The 20668-nt window shown below is 65.2% G+C and carries 21 protein-coding genes; 16 read left to right on the plus strand and 5 right to left on the minus strand.

Annotation, left to right across the window (positions count from 1 at the left end; translation table 11 throughout):
* Window positions 1–57 precede the first annotated feature (57 nt).
* Together E3O11_RS12450 and E3O11_RS12455 are read right to left on the minus strand one after the other, a co-directional pair.
* Entirely contained in the window at window positions 58–1290 is a 1233-nt protein-coding gene (locus E3O11_RS12450) for a DUF349 domain-containing protein (RefSeq protein WP_092449111.1), read from the minus strand.
* 109 nt (window positions 1291–1399) lie between these two features.
* A complete protein-coding gene (locus tag E3O11_RS12455; protein WP_092449110.1) occupies window positions 1400–2194 on the minus strand; it encodes a peptidylprolyl isomerase in 795 nt (264 codons plus the stop codon).
* A gap of 106 nt (window positions 2195–2300) precedes the next feature.
* Here E3O11_RS12455 and E3O11_RS12460 point away from each other — a divergent pair, with 106 nt between their 5' ends.
* The 11 genes from E3O11_RS12460 to aroB all read left to right on the plus strand — a co-directional run bounded on the left by E3O11_RS12460 (window position 2301) and on the right by aroB (window position 13864).
* On the plus strand, window positions 2301–3641 hold the full coding sequence (locus E3O11_RS12460) for a replication-associated recombination protein A (protein WP_092449109.1): 1341 nt from the start codon (window positions 2301–2303) through the stop codon (window positions 3639–3641).
* A 295-nt stretch (window positions 3642–3936) separates the two neighbouring features.
* Window positions 3937–4566, plus strand: coding sequence for a 30S ribosomal protein S4 (gene rpsD / locus E3O11_RS12465; RefSeq protein ID WP_092107727.1), 630 nt, complete (start codon window positions 3937–3939; stop codon window positions 4564–4566).
* A gap of 129 nt (window positions 4567–4695) precedes the next feature.
* Window positions 4696–5067 (plus strand): DUF948 domain-containing protein, encoded by a 372-nt coding sequence (locus E3O11_RS12470; RefSeq protein ID WP_092449108.1) that lies wholly within the window; start codon window positions 4696–4698, stop codon window positions 5065–5067.
* A gap of 133 nt (window positions 5068–5200) precedes the next feature.
* Window positions 5201–5431: a hypothetical protein gene (locus E3O11_RS12475; protein WP_092449107.1), complete on the plus strand. Its 231-nt coding sequence runs from the start codon at window positions 5201–5203 to the stop codon at window positions 5429–5431.
* Between the two features lie 63 nt (window positions 5432–5494).
* Window positions 5495–8149, plus strand: coding sequence for an alanine--tRNA ligase (alaS, locus tag E3O11_RS12480; protein ID WP_092449106.1), 2655 nt, complete (start codon window positions 5495–5497; stop codon window positions 8147–8149).
* A 101-nt stretch (window positions 8150–8250) separates the two neighbouring features.
* Entirely contained in the window at window positions 8251–8721 is a 471-nt protein-coding gene (gene ruvX, locus E3O11_RS12485; protein WP_092449189.1) for a Holliday junction resolvase RuvX, read from the plus strand.
* A 2-nt stretch (window positions 8722–8723) separates the two neighbouring features.
* Entirely contained in the window at window positions 8724–10112 is a 1389-nt protein-coding gene (gene mltG / locus E3O11_RS12490) for an endolytic transglycosylase MltG (protein WP_092449105.1), read from the plus strand.
* Window positions 10105–11013, plus strand: coding sequence for a shikimate dehydrogenase family protein (locus tag E3O11_RS12495; RefSeq protein WP_092449104.1), 909 nt, complete (start codon window positions 10105–10107; stop codon window positions 11011–11013). The genes mltG and E3O11_RS12495 overlap by 8 nt, the downstream gene beginning before the upstream one ends.
* 5 nt (window positions 11014–11018) lie before the next feature.
* Window positions 11019–12227, plus strand: coding sequence for a chorismate synthase (gene aroC / locus E3O11_RS12500; RefSeq protein ID WP_092449103.1), 1209 nt, complete (start codon window positions 11019–11021; stop codon window positions 12225–12227).
* Between the two features lie 7 nt (window positions 12228–12234).
* Window positions 12235–12756, plus strand: coding sequence for a shikimate kinase (locus E3O11_RS12505; RefSeq protein WP_092449102.1), 522 nt, complete (start codon window positions 12235–12237; stop codon window positions 12754–12756).
* Between the two features lie 19 nt (window positions 12757–12775).
* A complete protein-coding gene (gene aroB, locus E3O11_RS12510) occupies window positions 12776–13864 on the plus strand; it encodes a 3-dehydroquinate synthase (protein WP_092449101.1) in 1089 nt (362 codons plus the stop codon).
* Window positions 13865–13867: 3 nt separating this feature from the next.
* Here aroB and E3O11_RS12515 read toward each other — a convergent pair whose 3' ends face one another.
* From E3O11_RS12515 to E3O11_RS12525, 3 genes are all read right to left on the minus strand, one after another.
* Window positions 13868–14347: a DUF779 domain-containing protein gene (locus E3O11_RS12515; protein ID WP_092449100.1), complete on the minus strand. Its 480-nt coding sequence runs from the start codon at window positions 14345–14347 to the stop codon at window positions 13868–13870.
* 143 nt (window positions 14348–14490) lie between these two features.
* Window positions 14491–16014 (minus strand): acetaldehyde dehydrogenase ExaC, encoded by a 1524-nt coding sequence (gene exaC, locus E3O11_RS12520; protein ID WP_092449099.1) that lies wholly within the window; start codon window positions 16012–16014, stop codon window positions 14491–14493.
* A gap of 58 nt (window positions 16015–16072) precedes the next feature.
* Window positions 16073–17425 carry a GAF domain-containing protein gene (locus tag E3O11_RS12525; protein WP_241994714.1) on the minus strand — a complete coding sequence of 451 codons (1353 nt, stop codon included), beginning with the start codon at window positions 17423–17425 and terminating at the stop codon, window positions 16073–16075.
* A gap of 295 nt (window positions 17426–17720) precedes the next feature.
* Between E3O11_RS12525 and E3O11_RS12530 the strand changes: the two genes are divergently transcribed.
* The 5 genes from E3O11_RS12530 to E3O11_RS12550 all read left to right on the plus strand — a co-directional run bounded on the left by E3O11_RS12530 (window position 17721) and on the right by E3O11_RS12550 (window position 20644).
* The gene (locus E3O11_RS12530) at window positions 17721–18125 is read left to right on the plus strand and encodes a hypothetical protein (protein WP_134441007.1); all 405 of its coding nucleotides are present in this window, start codon (window positions 17721–17723) and stop codon (window positions 18123–18125) included.
* A 9-nt stretch (window positions 18126–18134) separates the two neighbouring features.
* A complete protein-coding gene (locus tag E3O11_RS12535) occupies window positions 18135–18569 on the plus strand; it encodes a type II 3-dehydroquinate dehydratase (RefSeq protein ID WP_092449097.1) in 435 nt (144 codons plus the stop codon).
* Window positions 18570–18676: 107 nt separating this feature from the next.
* Window positions 18677–19240 (plus strand): elongation factor P, encoded by a 564-nt coding sequence (gene efp, locus E3O11_RS12540; protein WP_092107753.1) that lies wholly within the window; start codon window positions 18677–18679, stop codon window positions 19238–19240.
* Window positions 19237–19656, plus strand: a complete 420-nt coding sequence (gene nusB, locus E3O11_RS12545; RefSeq protein ID WP_092449096.1) for a transcription antitermination factor NusB — start codon at window positions 19237–19239, stop codon at window positions 19654–19656. The genes efp and nusB overlap by 4 nt, the downstream gene beginning before the upstream one ends.
* Before the next feature lie 49 nt (window positions 19657–19705).
* Window positions 19706–20644: a thioredoxin domain-containing protein gene (locus E3O11_RS12550; RefSeq protein ID WP_158251696.1), complete on the plus strand. Its 939-nt coding sequence runs from the start codon at window positions 19706–19708 to the stop codon at window positions 20642–20644.
* Window positions 20645–20668 lie beyond the last annotated feature (24 nt).

Here is a 20668-nt window from a genome sequence, read left to right on the forward strand (position 1 = left end):
AGAAAATGACCACCGGTGCGGGGTGGCGATAGTTCCTGCCGGGTGTTGCAGTCGTGCCTATTGGCCCATCGCCTTGAGCCAAGCCTTGCGGGCCTCGAGCGCTTCGTTGGCGTTCTTGATGGCGCGGGCGTTCTGGCTCTTCTGAGCGGTGGCCAGTTCATCTTCAAGTTTGGCGATCGCGTCATTCAACTGGCCGGCGAAACCCTCGGTGCGGGCCTTGGTCTCTGGATTATTGCGCTTCCAATGGTCGTCATCGAGCTTGCGCACGACGGCTTCGACCTTGCGCAGGCGATCCTCGATCGGCTTGACCTCGTCGCGCGGAACCTTGCCGATGACGTCCCACTTGCGCTGGATGACCGTGAGCGTGTCGCGAGCGGCGTTTCGGTCAGTGGTCGTCAGCAGTGTCTCGGCCTCGGTCAGGAGTTCCAGCTTGAGTACCAGGTTCGCGGAGAACTCCTCGTTGTCCTGAGCTTCCACCTCGCTCTTGACGGAGTAGAGCACGTCGCCGGCGGCCTTGAACTTCGCCCACATGGCGTCGTCCTGCTTTTTGCCGCTGCGGCCGGCCTGCTTCCACTCGTCGAGCAGCTTGCGGTAGGCGGACACCCCGTCGGCACCCTGCGGCGCGAGCGCCTCAGCCTGCACGATTAGGTGCTGCTTCTTGGTGCGAACGTCCTTGTGCGCGCTGTCGAGCTCGGCAAAGAACGCCTTGCGGTTCTGCTCAATCGTCGTGCGGGCCGCCCGAAAGCGCTTCCACAGGTCGTTGGCCTCGCCCTTGGGAATGCGCGGGGCATCGTGCTGGTGCGCCTGCCACTTCGCAAAGAGGGCGTCGAGGGCAGCGCTGGTCTGCTTCCACTGTGTCTTGGCCGGATCTTCGGCGGCGAGGCGCTCGGCCTCGGTCACGATCTCGGCTCGTTCGGCGACGGCGGCAGCGGATGCTGCTTTGGTCTCGATGCTCTGCTGCTCGGTGAGTTCGGTGACGGCTCCGCCGAGCGCGCCGAGGCGTTCTGCCAGCGCGGCCAGGTTACCGACGGCGTTGGCGTTGGCAACGGCGACGGTGAGATTGGCCACCGATTTGGCCACGTCTGCGGCCGGAGCGCCACCCTTCGCACGCTGCTCGAGCAGGGTGACCTGCCCATTGAGTTCAACGTACTTGCGTTCGAAGTAGGCCAGGGCCTCTTCCGGAGTGGCATCCGGGTATTGGCCGACGGCGCGTTCGCCATCCGCCTCGCGCACGTAAACCGTGCCGGTTTCGTCTACGCGACCCCATGGTTGCTGATCTGTCGTAGTCAAGAGCCTCACCTTTGCTGAGTTGTTGTGTGGGCGCCGCGGGAAGAAAAAATGCGGAGCCAGGAAATACCCTGATAAGCCTATTGCAATAGCGCAGGGGGATCGATCGATCCTACTGAACTGTTATCCCGGTAATCGTGGTCGGTACGACGGGCGAGGCGCCGCCTGCCGTGATTCCGGCATCCGTGATCTCGGTTTTGATCTGGTCGAGGCCACTCGTGACCCGCCCGAGCACCGTGTAGCCGCCGGCGCTGTCGGCGGGGATGGTGCTGTCTTCGTAGACGATGAAGAACTGGCTGCCGTTGGAGAAGCCGTCGTTGCCGGAACGTGCCATGGCGAGGGTTCCAGCTGGGTATACGTTGTCGGTCGGTGCATTCTCCACCGGTCCGTAGCTGTAATCGGGGCCGCCGGTGCCATCGCCCACCGGGTCGCCGCACTGCAGCACGAAAATGCCCTCCACCGTCAGACGGTGGCAGGTGAGGCCGTCGTAAAACCCGGTCTGAACGAGGCTGATGGTCGACGAAACCGCCTGCGGCGCCAGGGCGCCGTCGAGCTCGATTCCCACCGGAATGTCGTTGAGGGTCATGGTGCCGGTCCAGGTGCGACCTTCGGCCAGCGTGCTGGCGGGCACCACACCCGAATTGGCCCCGGCGGCAGCCGTCGGCGTCGTGGTCGGGGTGTCGGTTGCCGCAGTGGTCGCGTCCGGAGTACCTGGTCCGCCGGTGAAGTAGAAGACCTGCGCCACCACGATCAATGTGAGTACGACGAGCAGCCCCCCGCCGGCGATCAGGTTGTCCCGCACGCGCCGCTTCGACTGGTGCTCGTGCACCGCCCGTCGGGCCTGGTAGGAACGAACACGTCCGCGCTCTTCACGTGCCGCACGCTCGAGCTTGTAATTCGAAGCCACTTGGAACCCCTCCAGGGCCGTCGGGGTTGGCGACGACCGCACAAACGCAGTCGGGCGCCAACGCTCCCGACCTCGTAGAACTCTACGCACAAACTACGCTGGAGGAATGTCGGATGCTCAACCGGGTCTGCGGAGTGGCCAGGCCCCCCTCGCCGTACGAATGCGCCCGAAAACCCTGGACGAGGTAGCCGGCCAGCGTCATCTGCTCACCCCGGGGTCGCCCCTGGTTAGTCTGGCCAGCGACAAGACGGGGGAGCGCGGCAGCGTGTCGGTCATTCTCTGGGGACCGCCCGGTACTGGCAAGACCACGCTCGCGCAGGCGATCGCGCACAGTTCCGGACGTCGTTTCGTTGAACTCTCTGCTGTGACGGCCGGTGTGCGCGACGTGCGCCAGGTGATGGAAGACGCCCGAACCAACCGCGACCTCTACGGTCTCGCGACGGTGCTGTTTCTCGATGAGATCCACCGCTTCTCCAAAGCCCAGCAAGACACCCTCCTGCCAGGGGTCGAGAACGGCGTCGTCATCCTGGTCGCCGCGACGACCGAAAATCCGTCGTTCTCGATCATTTCTCCTTTGCTGTCTCGTTCACTATTACTCACCCTCGAAGTTCTGAGCGACGACGACCTCGGGATCGTCGTTGATCGTGCGGTCACCGATTCGCGCGGCCTCGCTGACCGGTTCGAACTCGAGGCCGAGGCTCGCGGCGCGATCATTCGCCTGGCCTCGGGGGATGCGCGGCGGGCGCTGACGGCGCTGGAGGCGGCATCCGTTTCGGCGGAATCGACGCTCGAACCCGGCGCGACCGGCAAGCCTGTCATCACGACCGACATCGTCTCGCTCGCCGTTGATCGTGCGCTGCTGCGCTATGACCGCAACGGTGACGAGCACTACGACGTAATCAGCGCGTTCATCAAATCGGTGCGCGGCAGTGACGTCGACGCCGCACTGCACTACCTGGCGCGCATGATCGAGGCCGGTGAAGACCCGCGCTACATCTGCCGCCGCATCATCGTCCTCGCCTCCGAAGACATCGGCATGGCCGACCCGCAATCGCTCCTGATCGCCGTCGCCGTCGCCGATGCCGTCGCGCTGATCGGCATGCCTGAGGGGCGAATCCCGCTCGCCCAGGCCGTTGTGCACCTCGCGACGGCCCCCAAATCGAACGCCGCCTACATGGCGCTCGATGCTGCCATAGCGGATGTTCGCGCCGGCAAGATGGGCCGCGTGCCCAAGGGCATGCGCGACGCGCACTACCCCGGCGCCAAGCGACTCGGCCACGGCAAGGGCTACGTCTACCCGCACAATGACCCGCTCGGAGTGGTCACCCAGCAATACCCCCCAACGGAGCTGAAATCCACCCGCTACTACGAGCCGACCGAGCACGGCCACGAGCGCGATATCTCCGCCCGCCTCCTAAAAATCCGTCGTATAGTCCGCAACGAATAAATGCGCATCCAGTTTTCACGAGACCGCTCGCGACCGCCGCTGCCCGGATCGGGAACTCGCCCTGGTGTGCAGAGCCTGAGCAGGGCATCCGCTGTGCTAACCTTGACTCTGCCTACAACTGGTTTCGGCATGCGGCTGCGTCCGTTTCCAGTTTGGAGGGGTTTCGTTCTGTAGCCGAACGTCCCATGGCACCCAATCCTCTGATCTCCCATGACGACTGTGTTGATTAGACACTGTGCTGAAAAGACGCACTCGCCCTGGTATCCCTGTTATTGAGTCCGATTGAAAGGAAACCGTGTCTACCAAGTCACGTACCCGCAGTAAAACTCGCCTCTCGCGCGCCCTGGGCATTGCCCTCACGCCGAAGGCAGCCCGCTTCCTCGAGAAGCGCCCCTATGCACCGGGTGAGCACGGCCGCACCAAGCGCAAGACCGACTCGGACTACGCCGTTCGTCTGCGCGAAAAGCAGCGCTTACGCGCCCAGTACGGCATCCGCGAAGCCCAGCTCAAGATCGCCTTCGAGCAGGCTCGTCGTCGTCAGGGACTGACCGGTGAGAACCTCGTCGAGATCCTCGAGACCCGTCTCGACGCCCTCCTCGTGCGTTCGGCCATCGCCCGCACCACCGCCCAGGCTCGCCAGATGATCGTGCACCGTCACATCCTCGTTGACGGAGAGCTCGTTGACCGGCCCTCCTTCCGCGTGAAGCCGGGCCAGCTCATGCACGTCAAGGCTCGCAGCGAGGGCATGGAGCCCTTCCAGGTTGCAGCAGCCGGCGGACACGTCGACCTGCTCCCCAAGCTCCCGCCGTACCTCGAGGTTGAGCTCGACAAGCTTCAGGCCCGCCTCGTGCGCGCGCCGAAGCGCATCGAGATCCCCGTGACCTGTGAAGTTCAGCTCGTCGTGGAGTACTACGCAGCTCGCTAACCTGTGCAGTTGGATAGTTAGTTAACCGGTCTTTGACCGGTACGCTGAAGGGCGGATCATCTCTGGGTGATCCGCCCTTTTTTGTATTCCCGGGCCTCCCAGGGGCCCATTGATCTGAGTGGAGTCACCGTGTCGGGTGGAGATATTGCAGGGCTGATCGCCGCCGGCGTATTCGCGATTCTGGTGGCGGTCATCGCCGTTCCACTGGTCAAGCTGGGCCGGGTGTTCGATGAAACCACCGCGGCCATCCACGATCTCAGCGAGGGAATCACCCCGATGCTTGCAGAGACGACCGAAACCATCCGATCCACGAATCAGCAGCTGGCGAGGGTCGACACGATCACCAGCAACGTAGCGGATGTCACCGGTAACGTCTCAGCGCTCGTCGCGCTGTTCGCGGCCACCGTCGGCGGTCCGCTGATCAAGCTCGCCGGATTCTCGGCCGGCGTGCGAGCCGCCTTTCGTGGCGGGCGGGCGGGGTCCGGGCGAAATCGGGGTTGACCGGCTACTCTGGAGACGGCGTTGATATTCTCGCGCCCGACTTATCGATAGCTGCGGCTAGCGGTGCCAGGCTCCATTCAATTCGGTTCTATTGACTGAAAGCACAGGCCGCGCAGATTCAGGGAGAAGTGCCATGAAGAACGTCATCTGGTTGGTCATCGGTGTGGCCGCTGGCTTCGTCGTTGCTCACGAGGTCAACAAGACTCAGCAGGGTAAGCAGTTCTTCACCGAACTCGACACCAAGGCGCGCGAGTTCGGCGAGGCCATCTCCGAGGGGTATCGGCAGCGCGAGGCCGAGTTGCACGCAGCGCTCGGTGACGTTGCGGATGCCGTTGGCGACGCGCCGGCACCAAGCGCGTCCTGAGCATCCGCTTTAAAAGGGCACCACGCTCCACCTCACTCATGCACTTCAATAGCTACGGACACCATGCAGACTGCTGACATTCGCGGGCGCTGGCTCGACTTCTTCGCCGATCGTGGACACACCGTTGTGCCGTCCGCTTCACTGGTGAGCGACGACCCCACCCTTCTCTTCACCGTGGCCGGCATGGTGCCGTTCGTGCCGTACCTGACCGGGTTGGTTCCGGCACCGTATCCGCGCGCCACGAGCGTGCAGAAATGCATTCGCACCAACGACATCGAAGAAGTGGGCAAGACCCCGCGCCACGGCACGTTCTTTCAAATGAACGGAAACTTCAGCTTCGGCGACTACTTCAAGGAAGAGGCCATCGGCTTCGCCTGGGAACTGCTGACTACCCCGGAAGACCAGGGCGGATACGGCTTTCGCGAGAGCGACCTCTGGGTCACCATCTACCTCGACGACGATGAGGCGCACCGCTACTGGCGCGCGCTCGGCGTGCCGGACAACCGCATCCAGCGCCTCGGCATGGACTCCAACTACTGGTCCACGGGCCAGCCCGGCCCGGCCGGCCCCTGCTCGGAGATCTTCTTCGACCGCGGCCCCGCCTACGGCGCCGAAGGTGGCCCGGCCACCGACGACGACCGTTATGTCGAAATCTGGAACCTCGTCTTCATGCAGTACCTGCGCGGCGAGGGCAACGGTAAGGGCGACTTTCAGATTCTGGGCGACCTGCCGAAAAAGAACATCGACACCGGCATGGGCCTCGAGCGCGTCGCCTTTTTGAAGCAGGGCGTCGAGAACATGTACGAGATCGACCAGGTGCGCCCGGTCTTGGACCGGGCCGCCGCGCTCTCCGGACGACGTTACGGCGCCGACCACGCCGACGACGTGCGCATGCGCATCGTCGCCGACCACGTGCGTTCCTCGCTCATGCTGATGAGCGACGGCGTCATGCCGTCGAACGAGGGTCGCGGCTATATCCTCCGCCGCCTGCTGCGGCGCAGCGTACGCGCCATGCGCCTGCTCGGCGTCGACACCGTGAGCATGCCCGAACTACTGCCGGCCTCCCGCGACGCCATGAGCGCCGCCTACCCGGAGGTGAAGAGCGACTTCGGGCGCATCAGCCAGGCCGCGTTCGCCGAGGAAGAGACGTTTCTGCGCACCCTTGCGAGCGGTAGCGCGGTGCTCGACCTCGCCGTGGCCAAGACCAAGAAGGCCGATAAGACCGAACTGGCCGGACCGACCGCTTTTCTGCTGCACGACACCTACGGTTTTCCGATCGAGATCACCCTCGAAATCGCCGAGGAAGCCGGCCTCAGCGTCAACCGTGACGCCTTCGACGTGCTCATGACCAAGCAGCGCACCATGGCCAAGGCTGATGCGAAGTCCAAGAAGACCACCCTGGCCGACCTCGGGGTCTACAGCGCGTTCCGCGCCCTTGGCGAGACCGTGTTCACCGGTTACGAGGACCTGCAGAACGAGTCCAGCGTGCTCGGTCTCATCGTCGATGGTGAGTCGGTGACGAGCGCCGTTGCCGGAGAAACAGCCGAGGTCATCCTCGCAGAGACGGCGCTCTGGGCCGAAGCGGGCGGGCAGGTAGCGGATGCCGGCCTTATCGTTGGCCCCGGCTACGAGCTCAAGGTGCTCGACGTACAAAAGCCGGTTAAGGGTCTGATCAGCCACAAAGTGCTCGTGCAGTCCGGCCAGGTCGGCGTGGGCGAGCGCGCCACGAGCGTGGTCGACGAAAACTGGCGCCGCGGCGCCCGCCAGGCGCACTCCGGCACGCACGTGCTGCACGCTGCCCTGCGCCAGGTGCTCGGCCCGAACGCGCACCAGTCCGGTTCGTACAACAAGGCCGGCTTCTTTCGCCTCGACTTCTCCTGGAACCAGGCGCTCTCGCCGGCGACTCGCACCGAGATCGAAGAAATCTCCAACAACGCCATTCGCGACAACCTGCCGGTGACCACCCGGGAACTGCCCATTGCGGAGGCGAAAGCGCTCGGTGCCATGGCGCTGTTCGGCGAGAAGTATGGTGACGTCGTGCGCGTCGTCGACATCGGCGGCCCGTGGTCGCGCGAACTTTGCGCCGGTACCCATGTGGGCAGCAGTGCTGAAATCGGCATGATCAACCTGATCAGCGAGGCGTCGGTCGGTTCGACCAACCGTCGCGTCGAATCCCTCGTCGGCCTCGAAGCGTTCCGTGACCTCGCCGCCGAGCGCATGCTGGTGTCGCAGCTGACCTCAAGCCTGAAAACTCCTCGCGAGCAGCTTCCCGAACGCATCAGCGACCTGGTAGCGAGCCTCAAGAGCGCCGAGAAGAAGATCGCGGCCTTCGAAGCCCGTGCCCTGACCGACCGGGTCCCCGCTCTGCTGGCCACGGCCCGCCGGGTCGGTGCAGTAACGATCGTGGCCGAAGACCTCGGCGTGCTCGGATCCCCGGACGACGCACGGATGCTGGCCCTCGCGACCCGCGAACGCCTCGGCGCCGACGCCGTCGTCGTGGCGATCTCGGCCATAGCCGCGGACAAGCCCGTCGTGATCGTCGCCACCAACCAGGCAGCTAGAGATGCCGGCCATAAGGCCGGTGCCCTTGCCAAGACCGTCGCCGGAATCCTCGGTGGTGGTGGCGGCGGCAAGGACGATCTGGCTCAGGGCGGCGGCCCCAACGGCGACGCCATCCCGGCCGCTCTCCAGGCGGTTGTCGCGGCGGTCAGTCGCTAACGATGAGGTCCGACCGCGCTCGCTCACGCTCTGGCTCCGCCGATCCTGGTCGTTCGGCGGCGCTGTCCGGCGGGGTCGCGCCGGGTGCGGTCGCCGGCACGATGCGCTCAGGCGTGCGCCTCGGCGTGGATGTGGGCAAGGTGCGCATCGGCCTGGCCCGCAGCGACAACCACGGCATGCTCGCGACCCCGGTGGAAACCGTCGCCCGCGACGAGGCCGGAGTGACCGATCTGGCCCGCATTCTCGCGGTGGCCCTCGACCTTGACGCCGTCGAGGTTATCGTTGGCCTGCCGTTGGCGTTGTCAGGCACTGAGACCGCCTCCACGGACGACGCGGTCGGTTTCGCCGCGCGCCTGGCCGCAACTCTCGCCGTGCCGGTGCGGCTCGTCGACGAACGTCTCTCGACGGTGTCGGCGCAATCCGCGCTGCGGGCATCCGGTCGTGCTGCGAAAACGCAGCGGCCAGTAATCGACCAGGTGGCCGCGACTATTATTTTGCAACATGCGCTCGACAGTGAGCGTTCCTCCGGGCGACCGCCAGGGTCGCCCGTCGAACCGACCGAGAGGCCGTAATCGTGCCCAGTACCCCGGAAGAGCCCCTGCCGAGCCGACGCCAGTTACGCGCGCAACAGGCCGCGGCGGAGCAGTCCGCCGCGGAACACGGTGCGACGGAGCGAACTGGCTTCGAGCAATCCGGAGCCGAGCCGGCGGCAGCGTCCGGGGGGACGGCATCCGTTCAACCGCCGTTGCTGCCGCGAGAAACGGCCGAGTCGGCAGAACCCGGCGATGATGCCGTCGCGTTCCTGACGGCGAGCGACGTCGGTGGCTCCGGTCGGGGACGCACGAACCGTCGCTCACTGCTGGCGGACGAACCGCCGCGGGAGAAGAGGAGCTACAAGGGAGCCTGGGGCTGTCTGATCGTCTTTGTCGTTCTTGCCGCTCTCGTGGCCGGAGTTGCGCTGTTTCTGCAGGGACCCATCTCCCAGATCATTGCTGCCACGCAGGGGCCGGCCGACTTCACCGCGGAGGAAGCGGCGACCGGCGAAGACGTGATCGTCATGATTCACGACGGCAACGGTGGCTCGGAGATCGCCGCGACACTCGTCGAAGAGGGCGTGGTCAAGAGCTTTGATGCGTTCTATTCCATCCTGTTGCAGACGGCCCCGGAGCCGGTGTTTCAGCCCGGTGCGTACCAGCTCAAGACGAAGATGGTCGCGAGCACTGCGCTGGACGCCCTGCTCGATGAGGACACTCGACTGAACCAGACCGTTATCGTGCCTGAGGGGACCGCGGCCGTTGACGTGCTGGCGTCGATCTCCGAGGGAACCGACATTCCCCTGGCGGACCTGCAGGCCGCGGCCGCCAATGTGGCCCAGTTCGGCCTGCCCGCCGAAGCGACCACCCTTGAGGGTTTTCTCTTTCCCGCGACGTACACCTTCTCGCCGGAGGCCACCGCCGCCGTCGCGTTGCAGACCATGGTCAACCGGCAGTATGAGGCCCTCGATGCGGCCGGTGTCGCCGTCGCAGACCGCTGGTCGACGATCGTGTTCGCCTCGTTGATCCAGCGTGAAGCCGGCCTGCGTGATGACTATTACAAGGTGTCGCGGGTGTTTCAGAACCGGCTCGACCCGGCCCAATGGGACAGCGGCCTGCTGCAATCGGACGCGACCGTCGCCTATGGCACGGGCAAAACCCACCTGGTCACCACGACCGACGCCGAACGTGCCGATGCCGGCAACCTATACAACACCTATGCGCACCCCGGCATGGTCGTCGGCCCGATCTCGAATCCCGGTGACCTCGCGATCGATGCGGCCCTGCACCCGGTCGACGGATCCTGGTTGTTCTTTGTGACGATCAACCTCGACTCCGGTGAGACGGCTTTTTCCACCACGGTCAAGGAACACGATGCTGCCGTTATCGTTTGGCAGAACTGGATGAGGGAGCACCCCGAATATGGTTGATCTGACGCTAAATGGGGCCGCATCAAACAGGCTCGCGGTGCTCGGCTCGCCGATCAAGCATTCCCGTTCGCCGTTGCTGCACCGGGCCGCCTACTGGCAGCTGGGACTCGACTGGTCCTACGATGCTGTTGAGGTGAAGGCCGGTTCGCTCGCCATGTTTCTGAGCTCCATCGGGCCGGACTGGCGTGGTCTTTCGCTCACCATGCCGCTCAAACACGAGGTGCTTCCGTTCATCGACGACTGCGACCGGGTGGCACGGCTGACCGGATCCGTCAATACCGTGCTGCTGCGCCAGGTGGCCGGGCGCGGCACCCTCACCGGCTATAACACGGATGTCGCTGGTCTGGTGCGTGCGTTGGCCGAGGGCGGCGTCACCCGGGCGAAGCACGTGACCCTGCTCGGAGCCGGCGCGACGGCGGCATCCGCTCTGATGACCGCCGCGGAACTCGGTGCTGAGTTCGTCAGCGTGCTCGTGCGCGACCTGCCGAAGGCGCAGCCGCTCGTTGAACTCGGTCGGTCGCTCGGAGTCGTCGTCGACCTCAGTGATTTCAGCGGGTCTGGCGGCAACGGAAGCGACCTCGTGATCAGCACTCTGCCCGGCGGGACGGTGCTGCCGACCCCGCTGCCGCTCGAACTGCGCGAGCGTGCGACGCTGTTCGACGTTGCCTACTCACCGTGGCCAAGCGGGGTGGCACGCGAGTGGGAATCGGCCGGCGGAACTGTGCTGAACGGCCTCGGCATGTTGCTGCACCAGGCGCTCATCCAGGTGCGGGTGTTCGTGACCGCTGACCCCTTCGAACCACTCCCCGGCGAGCCGGACGTGCTCGCCGCCATGCGTAGTGCCCTGACCCGCGACGCAGCCCCCGGTGACACTGGCTCGCACGATGCTGTGGAAAGATAGGAGCTATGCTTCGTTGGCTTACCGCCGGAGAATCCCACGGCCCCGAACTCATCGCTATTGTCGAGGGTTTGCCCGCAGGGATCCCGGTCTCCCTTGATTCGATCCGCCTCGATCTCGCGCGCCGCAAACTCGGCTACGGCCGGGGCGCGCGCATGAAATTCGAAGAGGACGAGCTCACCCTCTCCGGCGGCGTTCGGCATGGCCTCACCCTCGGCGGCCCGGTCGCACTGCGCATTGGCAACTCCGAATGGCCTAAATGGGTCGATGTGATGAGTGCCGCCCCGGTCGACCCGGCCACCCTGACGCGTGGCCGCGGGGCACCATTGACCAGGCCCCGCCCGGGTCACGCCGACCTCGCCGGCATGCAGAAGTACGGTTTCGACGAGGCGCGCCCCGTGCTGGAGCGCGCGAGTGCCCGCGAGACCGCCGCCCGCGTCGCGCTCGGCGCCGTCGCACGCTCATTCCTGAACGAACTCGGAATCCACCTGGTCAGCCACACCATCGCCATCGGGCCGGTCCGCGTGCCCGACGGCGCGCCGCTTCCTGAGCCTGAGGACGTCGACACGCTCGATTCTGATCTGCTGCGCTGTTTCGACGCCGCGACATCCGCTTTGATGGTGGCTGAAGTGGATGCTGCCCATCACGACGGCGACACCCTCGGCGGCGTCGTCGAGGTGCTCGCCTACAATCTTCCCCCCGGGCTTGGCTCCTTCGTGCACTGGGATCGTCGGTTGGATTCCCAGCTGGCCGCCGCGCTCATGGGGATCCAGGCGATCAAGGGGGTCGAGGTCGGCGACGGCTTCGAGACCACGCGCCGCCGCGGCTCCGAGGCACACGACGAACTCGTACAAGCGGATGGCGCCATTCAGCGAGTCAGCGACAAGGCCGGCGGAACCGAGGGCGGCATGAGTACCGGAACCGTGCTGCGCGTGCGGGCCGGCATGAAGCCGATCGCGACCATTCCGCGGGCGCTGCGCACCGTCGATGTCGCCACGAGCGAGCCGGCCCCGGCGCACCACCAACGCTCCGACGTCTGTGCGGTTCCGGCGGCCGGCGTTGTGGCCGAGGCCATGGTGGCGCTCGTGCTCGCGAACTCGGTGCTGGAGAAGTTCGGCGGCGACTCGATCGGGGAGACCCGGCGCAACCTGGAGTCGTACCTCGCCAACATTCCGGCGAACCTGCGCACGGGCGCGTCGAGCGACGCGTCGCTCTAGACCTGCGATGTTGACTCTGCGGAACGCCTTGTTGCCGATCGTGTTCATCGGTCCGATGGCCGCCGGCAAGACCAGGATCGGTCGTCGAGTGGCGCGCGACCTGAATTTGCCGTTTATCGACACCGACAAGCGCGTCGTCGAAAGTTACGGTCCGATTCCGGAGATCTTCGCGCGTGAGGGCGAAGAGTACTTTCGCATCGTCGAACGTGAAGCGGTGGACTGGGCCCTCGGCGAGCCGGCCGTCATCTCCCTCGGCGGGGGAGCAGTGCTGCACTCCGAGACGCAGGCCGACCTCGAATCCGCGACCGTGGTGTACCTCAGCGTGACCACCGCTGCCGTCGAGGCCCGCCTCGGCGGCAGCAAACGGCCTCTCCTGGCCGACGGTATCGGCGACTGGGAACGCATCTATAACCAGCGCCGCCCCATCTATGAGGCCCTGGCGACGATTCGCCTGGACACCTCCAACCGACCGATCACCGGAATCGCCGATGAGATCGTAAATTGGGTACAAGAAAGAAATGATGATTGAGAAGTCAGGGACAACACAGATGACCGAACAGACCAGTACCACCGTGATCACCGTGACCGGGGTCGACAGCTATCCGGTCAGCGTGGGGCGTGGCCTGGTCAACACCGTCGCCGAGCAGCTCGGCACCGGTGTCAACAAGGTGCTCATCGTGCACACCTCGACCGTCGGCGCCCGCGCGGTCGCCCTGCGTGACAGCCTGCTCGAAACCTACGCCGAGGTTTTGCTGGCCGAAATTCCCGACGCCGAAGCGGCCAAGCGGGTTGAGGTTGCCGCGTTCTGCTGGGGCGTCATGGGCCAGTCCGACTTCAGCCGCACCGACGCCGTGATCGGCCTCGGCGGTGGCGCAGTGACCGACCTCGCCGGATTCGTGGCCGCTACCTGGCTGCGTGGCGTGAAGCTCGTGCAGATTCCCACGAGCGTACTCGGCATGGTCGACGCGGCCGTCGGCGGCAAGAACGGCATCAATACCGCCGAGGGCAAGAACCTCGTCGGCACCTTCTACGCGCCTGCCGCCGTATTGTGCGACCTCGACCTGCTCGACGCCCTGCCGAAAAACGAGATCCTCGCGGGCTTCGCCGAAATCGTCAAGGCCGGCTTCATCCAGGTTCCCGAAATTCTCGACATCATCGAAGCGGATGTCGAGCGCGCCACCGACCCGACCACCCCCGAATTTCGCCGGCTGATCGAACTGTCGATTGCCATGAAGGCGCGCATCGTGGGGGAGGACTTCAAGGAAGCCGGCCTCCGCGAGATCCTCAACTACGGTCACACCCTCGGCCACGCCGTCGAGCACGCCGAACGCTATGGCTGGCGCCACGGCGCGGCCATCGCCGTCGGCATGATGTTCGCTGCGGAACTGGCCGCGCTCAGCGGACGGCTGTCGGTGGAGGTCGTCGACCGGCACCGCAGCATCCTGGAATCGCTGACCCTGCCGACCGGTTACCCGGTCGGACGCTGGCCCACCCTGCTGGCCACCATGCAGCGCGACAAGAAAACCCGCAGCGGGATGTTGCGCTTCGTGGTCCTCGACGATGTGGGCAAGCCCACCATCCTCGAAGGCCCGGACGCCTCGTTGCTGTTCAGCGCCTACCAGGCGATCGGGCAGTAGCCGCTACGCCGGGATTGTCGCCTGCGCGGGCGGGGCTTCGGCATCCGCTTCGATCTGGTCAGTGCCGGCAAACGGGGTCATCGTGGTCATGAGCTCGGAACGGATCAGAAAGCGCACGCCGCGCGGGGCCTCTGCACTGAAGCCGCTGCCGCGGCCGGGCACCACGTCGACCGTGAGAAAGGTGTGGCTCCAGTAGTTGAACTGTTCGGCTGACATCCAGAAGTCGAGCGGCTGGGCGGGGTCGCCGGCCGGAGCGAGATCGAATTGGCCGAGCCGCACGTCCTGGTCGGAGGTGATGAACTCGTCGGCCATGAACAGCATCGGCGAACTGCCGTCGCAGCAGCCACCGGACTGGTGGAACATGAGCGGGCCGTGTTCCTCCCAGAGGCTGCGGAGCAGGTCAACGGCGACGGGTGTGAGCTCGACGCGGGGAACGGTTTCGCCGGCGATCGTGACCGACGCGGTTATTGTGGTAGTCGACATTGACGGGACTTTCTGCTCATGGCGGACCCTTCTACTGCTGAAGGGGGGGCTGCCTACGACGTTACGTCGTCGACAGCCCCCGGGCCAGACCTTCAGCGAACTCCCACCGAACGGGTGGGCATCCTCTGGTCTGACGGTTCGGTTTAGAAGAAGCCGAGCTTGTTCTCGGAGTACGACACGAGCAGGTTTTTGGTCTGCTGGTAGTGACCGAGGGCGAGTTTGTTGTTTTCGCGGCCGATTCCTGAGCTCTTGTAGCCTCCGAAAGCGGCACCGGCCGGATAGGCGTGATAGTTGTTGACCCAGACGCGACCGGCCTGGATATCACGGCCAGCCCGGTAGGCGACGTTGCCGTTGCGCGACCAGACCCCGGCACCGAGTCCATAGATGGTGTCGTTGGCGATCGAGATGGCATCCTCGTAGTCGGTGAAGCTCGTCACGGCGAGCACCGGTCCGAAGATCTCCTCCTGGAACAGGCGCATCTTGTTGTGGCCCTCGAAGATGGTCGGCTGCACGTAGTAGCCGTCGGTGAGGTCGCCGCCGAGGTCGGCACGTTCGCCACCGAGGGCCAGCTTGGCACCCTCCTTGGTTCCGATGTCGATGTAGGAGAGGATCTTCTCAAGCTGGTCGTTGCTGGCCTGCGCGCCCATCTGGGTGTCGGTGTCGAGCGGGTTGCCCTGAATGATCTTCTTAGCGCGGGTGACAGCGTCGCCGAGGAAACTGTCGTAGATCGGCTTCTGCAGCAGGGCGCGGCTTGGGGCCGTGCAGACCTCGCCCTGGTTGAAGGCGAAGAGCACGAAGCCTTCCTGGGCCTTGTCGTAGAAGGCATCCTTCTCCTGCGCAACATCGCTGAAGAATATGTTCGGGCTCTTGCCGCCGAGCTCAACGGTCGACGGAATGATGTTGGCCGAGGCGTATTGCAAAATGAGGCGACCGGTCGTGGTCTCACCGGTGAAGGCGATCTTGCGGATACGGTTGCTCGAGGCGAGCGGCTTGCCGGCCTCCAGGCCGAAACCGTTGACGACGTTGACAACGCCCGGGGGGAGGATATCGCCGATGAGTTCCAGCAGCACGAGGATCGAGACCGGGGTCTGCTCGGCGGGCTTGAGGACGACGGCGTTGCCGGCGGCGAGGGCCGGGGCGAGCTTCCAGACGGCCATCAGGATGGGGAAGTTCCAGGGGATGATCTGGCCGACGACGCCGAGCGGTTCGTGGAACTGGTACGAGACGGTGTCGCCGTCGAGCTGGGCGTGGTCGCCGTCCTGGGCGCGGATCGCCGAGGCGAAGTAACGGAAGTGGTCGGCGGCGAGGGGGATGTCGGCGTTGATGGTCTCGCGCACGGCCTTGCCGTTGTCCCAGGTCTCGGCGACGGCGAGCATTTCGGTGTTGGCGTCGATGATGTCCGCGATCTTGTTCAGCACGGCTGCGCGCTCGGCGGGGCTGGTCTTGCCCCAGGCCGGTGCGGCCTTGTGCGCGGCGTCGAGGGCCAGCTCGATGTCTTCGGCCGTTCCGCGAGCGACCTCGGCGAACGGCTTGCCGGTGACGGGGGTGATGTCTTCGAAGTACTGGCCCTTGACCGGGGCGACCCATTCGCCGCCGATCCAGTTCTCGTACCGCGACTTAAAGGTAACTTTGGAGCCGGGTGTTCCGGGGACTGCATAGACGGTCATGTCACTCCTATATATCGACGACGGTGTCGGGCTCGCAATGCTGCGGCCTGCTTCGACTCTAGGAGCGGGAACGTTGCAGAATGTTGCGATGCCCGCCGATTTCGTCTTCAATGCGCGCCAGGTGCGCCACGACCATTGCGCGTTTGGGTGAACGGGCCGGGAGCAGCTCCAGGCAGGCACGCCACACCTCGGTGTCCCAGGTGGCCTCTTCGGTGCGCGCGTAGCTGAGCAGCAGGTCGACCGACGCATCGGCGAGCATGGCTTCGCGCAGCCGGCTGCTCACTTCCTGGCGAATTTCGACGATACCGGGCGCTGACGATGCCGGCAGCACAGCTCCGCGGTAGGCGCCGATGGCGACGCGGTGGGCGCCGCGCTCGAGGAAGGCCAGCACGCGTTGGGCATCGAGTTCGAGTTTGGACTCCAACCGATACGGGCGGGACGTGATCGTGATGGGGGAGTCGAGGAGCGCGAGTACCTTCCGTACCCGCACCATTTCGGCGCGCAGCGTCTCCACCGCAGTGTCCTGGTCCGAGAGAAAGCTGGCCAGGCGATCGGCGGAAAGTCCTTCGCGGTGCCAGGCCAGGAGCGTGAGAATCTCGGTGTGGCGGGGCGAGACATCCACTGTGCTGGTGCCGCAGTGCAGCTGGCCGTGATCGGTGCCGAGAACGCTCAGGCCGGCCGGCGCCAGTCGCGGCACGCTCACCGACACCGATGCCCGCGACCGCGGGGCGGGCGGTGGATCGGCCGGTTGGTCGAGGCGTTGGATGCGCAGCTCCGCTTCCATCGCGGCGACGGCCGCCTCGACCAGAGGGAGGGTCTGTGGTGCGACAGCCTGGTCGCCGCCGGTGATGTCGATGACCCCCAGGATCTTGCCGGTGTCCGGGTCGTGAATGGGCACCGCAGTGCAGCTCCACGGGTGCGCCAGAGCGTTGAAGTGTTCAGCGCGCCGAATCTGGATTCCGCGGTCGAGGGCGAGTGCCGTTCCCGGTGCGCTCGTGCCGACCCGGCTCTCCGACCAGTCGGCGCCCTCGACGAAGAGCATCTCCTCAACCCGGCGGCGCAGCACTCGATCGCCGTCGATCCAGAGCAGCCGACCGGATTCGTCACCGATGGCAACGATCAGCTCGGCGTCGATGGCGTGGCGGATGAGCAGGTTGTGCACGACGGGTAGCACTGCGGCGAGCGGATGCTGATTGCGCAGGTCGCGCAGTTCGCTGTCGGTCAGCGTCCGCTCAGGAGTCACACTCGACGGGTCGAGGCTCAGCGACAGCGAACGGTGCCAGGAGTCCTGCACGAGCTGGCGCACCCCGGTTTGAAAGACCCGATCGGTGATGGCGGATTCGTGGGCCCGCTCCAGGGCGACAATGCTCTCCCGCGCATCGCCGGTCGGGACCGACGACGAACTCTTCAAGCCGTATCCCATGAGCGTCTGCCTCCGTTAGCAGTGGACGGGTTCGTGCTGCCGAGACCGGCGTCGATGCCAGTCTAGGGCAGCTGCCAGAGATTTCCCGGAGTGCTGGGCAGTCTCTGCCCTTTTGGAGTCTGAACGACGGTTGTTCGATCCGCCGACAGGCGCGAGGTCTACGAATTTGCCACGGGAGCGACGGCCCCGATCTCGTCGCCGGAAGATATCCACAGGCGAGGAGTGGCACATATTTTCTGTGCATTACCTCGGTGCAGGCGGATGCCCCGCCCATTCTGGGCGCATGACAATGACAACGAAACTCGAAGACGCCCCGCCCGTGACCACATTGCAGGAGGCCCGCACGCGAGTCTTCGACTTGGTCGGTCACGCCATCCGGCCACAGCTCTGGCTCATGTTGCTCGATCCGTATGGCCAGCAGTTGTCCGTGCTAATCCCGATTGACGGCATTCCGGTGCGGCCCGAGCCCGGGTCAACCCAGCCCTTCGCCGTGCGCATCAACGACATGCTCGCCCAGGAGGCCCCTGGCGGCAGCATCATTCTGACTCTGGAGCGGCCGGGCTCCGCCGCCCTGACCGCACCGGACCAGGCTTGGGCCGCCGAATTGACCCAGTCCTTCGGGAAGCTCATGCGCATCACGGGCCTGTTCGTCGCGCACGACGACGGAGTCGCGGTTCTCACACCCTAGGCTGAGGCGATGAATACAGTGCTGGTTCTGAACGGTCCGAACCTCGGGCGCCTGGGCAGTCGTGAACCCGATGTCTATGGGTCGGCCAACCTGGACGATCTGCGTGCGCTGCTCGTCGCATCCGCTCGTGATGGAGTCGTGATTGACCTGCGGCAGACCGACGACGAGGCCGAACTCATCCACTGGCTATATGAGGCCGTCGATGAGCGGATGCCGGTGATCCTGAATCCCGCCGCGTTTACCCACTACAGCTACGCCCTGCGGGATGCCGCGGCCCTCGTGACCAAGGCCGGCCTGCCGCTGATCGAGGTGCACATCTCGAACCCGCACGCGCGCGAGACGTTTCGCCACACCAGCGTCGTGAGCGCCATCGCGACCGGCGTGATCGCGGGCCTCGGCTTCGACTCGTATCGCCTGGCGCTCGACTTCGTCACCCAGCCGTAGGCGCAGCGGGCGAGCTGCGCCTTTGAAACCTGTGGCTTGGACACGTAGACTCGACAAGGTGCCATTTGCACCCGCGCACCTTATCAATTGAACGGAACACCCCTCCCATGGCTTCTACCGCTGATATCAGAAACGGCGTCGTACTCAACATGGATGGCCAGCTTTGGGCCGTCGTCGAGTTTCAGCACGTCAAGCCGGGCAAGGGTGGCGCCTTCGTTCGCACCAAGATGAAGAACGTCGTCTCGGGCAAGACCGTTGACCGCACGTTCAACGCCGGCGCGAAGATCGAGACCGAAAACGTCGATCGCCGCGACTTTCAGTACCTCTACAACGACGGCGACGCCTACGTTTTCATGGATGTGGCCGACTACGACCAGATCACCGTCTCCGCCGCCGTCGTCGGCGATGCGAGCAACTTCATGCTCGAAAACCAGGCCGTGACCGTGGCGCTGCACAACGGCAACCCGCTCTATGTCGAGCTGCCGGCATCCGTTACCCTCGAAATCACCTACACCGAGCCGGGCCTGCAGGGCGACCGTTCCACCGGCGGCACCAAGCCGGCCACCGTGGAGACCGGCTACCAGATTCAGGTTCCGCTGTTCCTCGAGCAGGGCACCAAGGTCAAGGTCGACACCCGCACCGGCGACTACCTCGGTCGCGTCAACGAATGAGCGCTCGTACCAAGGCCCGCAAGCGCGCCATCGACATTCTGTATGCCGCCGATGTGCGTCAGATCAGCATTCCGGAGTCGCTTGCAACCGAGGCCGAGCGTGCCGCGAGCGAGCCGGCACGTCTCGCTTCCTGGCTGTACGCCCGTGAGCTCGTCGAGGGGGTCGTCGACCACCGCGAAGAGATCGATGAACTGATCGAAACGTACTCGCAGGGCTGGTCCCTCGCGCGCATGCCCAACATTGATCGCGCCATTCTGCGCATCGGAATCTGGGAGATTCTGTACAACGACGCCGTTCCGCACGCCGTCGCGATCGATGAGGCCGTTGAAGCGGCGAAAATTCTCTCAACGGATGACTCGGCCGGGTTTGTCAACGGATTGCTCGGCAAGATCGCTCAGACCGCTCCGTCGGCCTAACTCGGCGAATCGCCGCTTCCAGCGCGCACCGTCAACGAAGGGCACGAAGATGACCAGCACCGGACAAGGCGCCCAGCCGAACCGGCCGAACCCTTACGCACCGCCGGCCGAGCCGATAAACCCCTTTGCGATGGCGCCGAAGACCAACACCATGGCGATCGTGTCGTTCGTCTCGTCATTGGTGATCGGGCTCGTCGGCATCATCACGGGTCACATCGCCCTCGGGCAGATTCGAGCTCGCGGTGAGGTCGGCCGCGGTTTCGCCCTGGCCGGCCTCATCATCGGGTACGTCAGCACCGCGGTGTTCGTGATCCTGGTGGCACTCGCGGTCATCTTCGCATCCGCTCTCGCAGCATTTCTGGTGAACGTCGGATCCAACGCGGGCTCGTCCAGCTCGTCGTCAGCTCCGCTGCCGACCGGTGAGCTGGGCGCCGCCAACTTCGATGGCGGCTATCTCGAATTCGGTGCCGGTCCGGTCATTATCGACGAATACATCGATCCGATGTGCCCGTTCTGCGCCCAGTTCGAGCAGACCAATGGGGAGCTGCTTCTAGCCGGCGTCGAGAGCGGCGTCATCACCCTGCGCGTGCACTCATTGGCCTTTCTGGACAGCAAATCGCAGGGCACGAACTACTCGAGTCGGGCTTCGGCGGCCCTGACCTGCCAGGCCACGCTCAACCCCGGCGAGACCCTCGATTTTCTGTCGGAGCTGTTCGCGAACCAGCCGCTCGAGAACACCCCTGGCTTGAGCGACGCCGAGCTCGCCGACCTGGCTGGGGGTGATGCGAGCATCACCGACTGTGTTCAAAGCGGGGACTATCAGGCCTGGTCGCAGCAGAACACCGAGTCCGCACTGACCGGTCCGATCGCGGGAGCCGAGATCGAGGCCGTATCCGGCACCCCGACCGTGCTTGTTGACGGCGCGCAATATCGGGGCAGCCTCACCAATCAGGCCGAATTCTCCGCCTTCGTCGCCGGCGCCTTCTAGCTGCCTCGCACTCCAGACAGACTT

Source organism: Cryobacterium levicorallinum, from assembly GCF_004402405.1.
Taxonomy (GTDB): domain Bacteria; phylum Actinomycetota; class Actinomycetes; order Actinomycetales; family Microbacteriaceae; genus Cryobacterium; species Cryobacterium levicorallinum.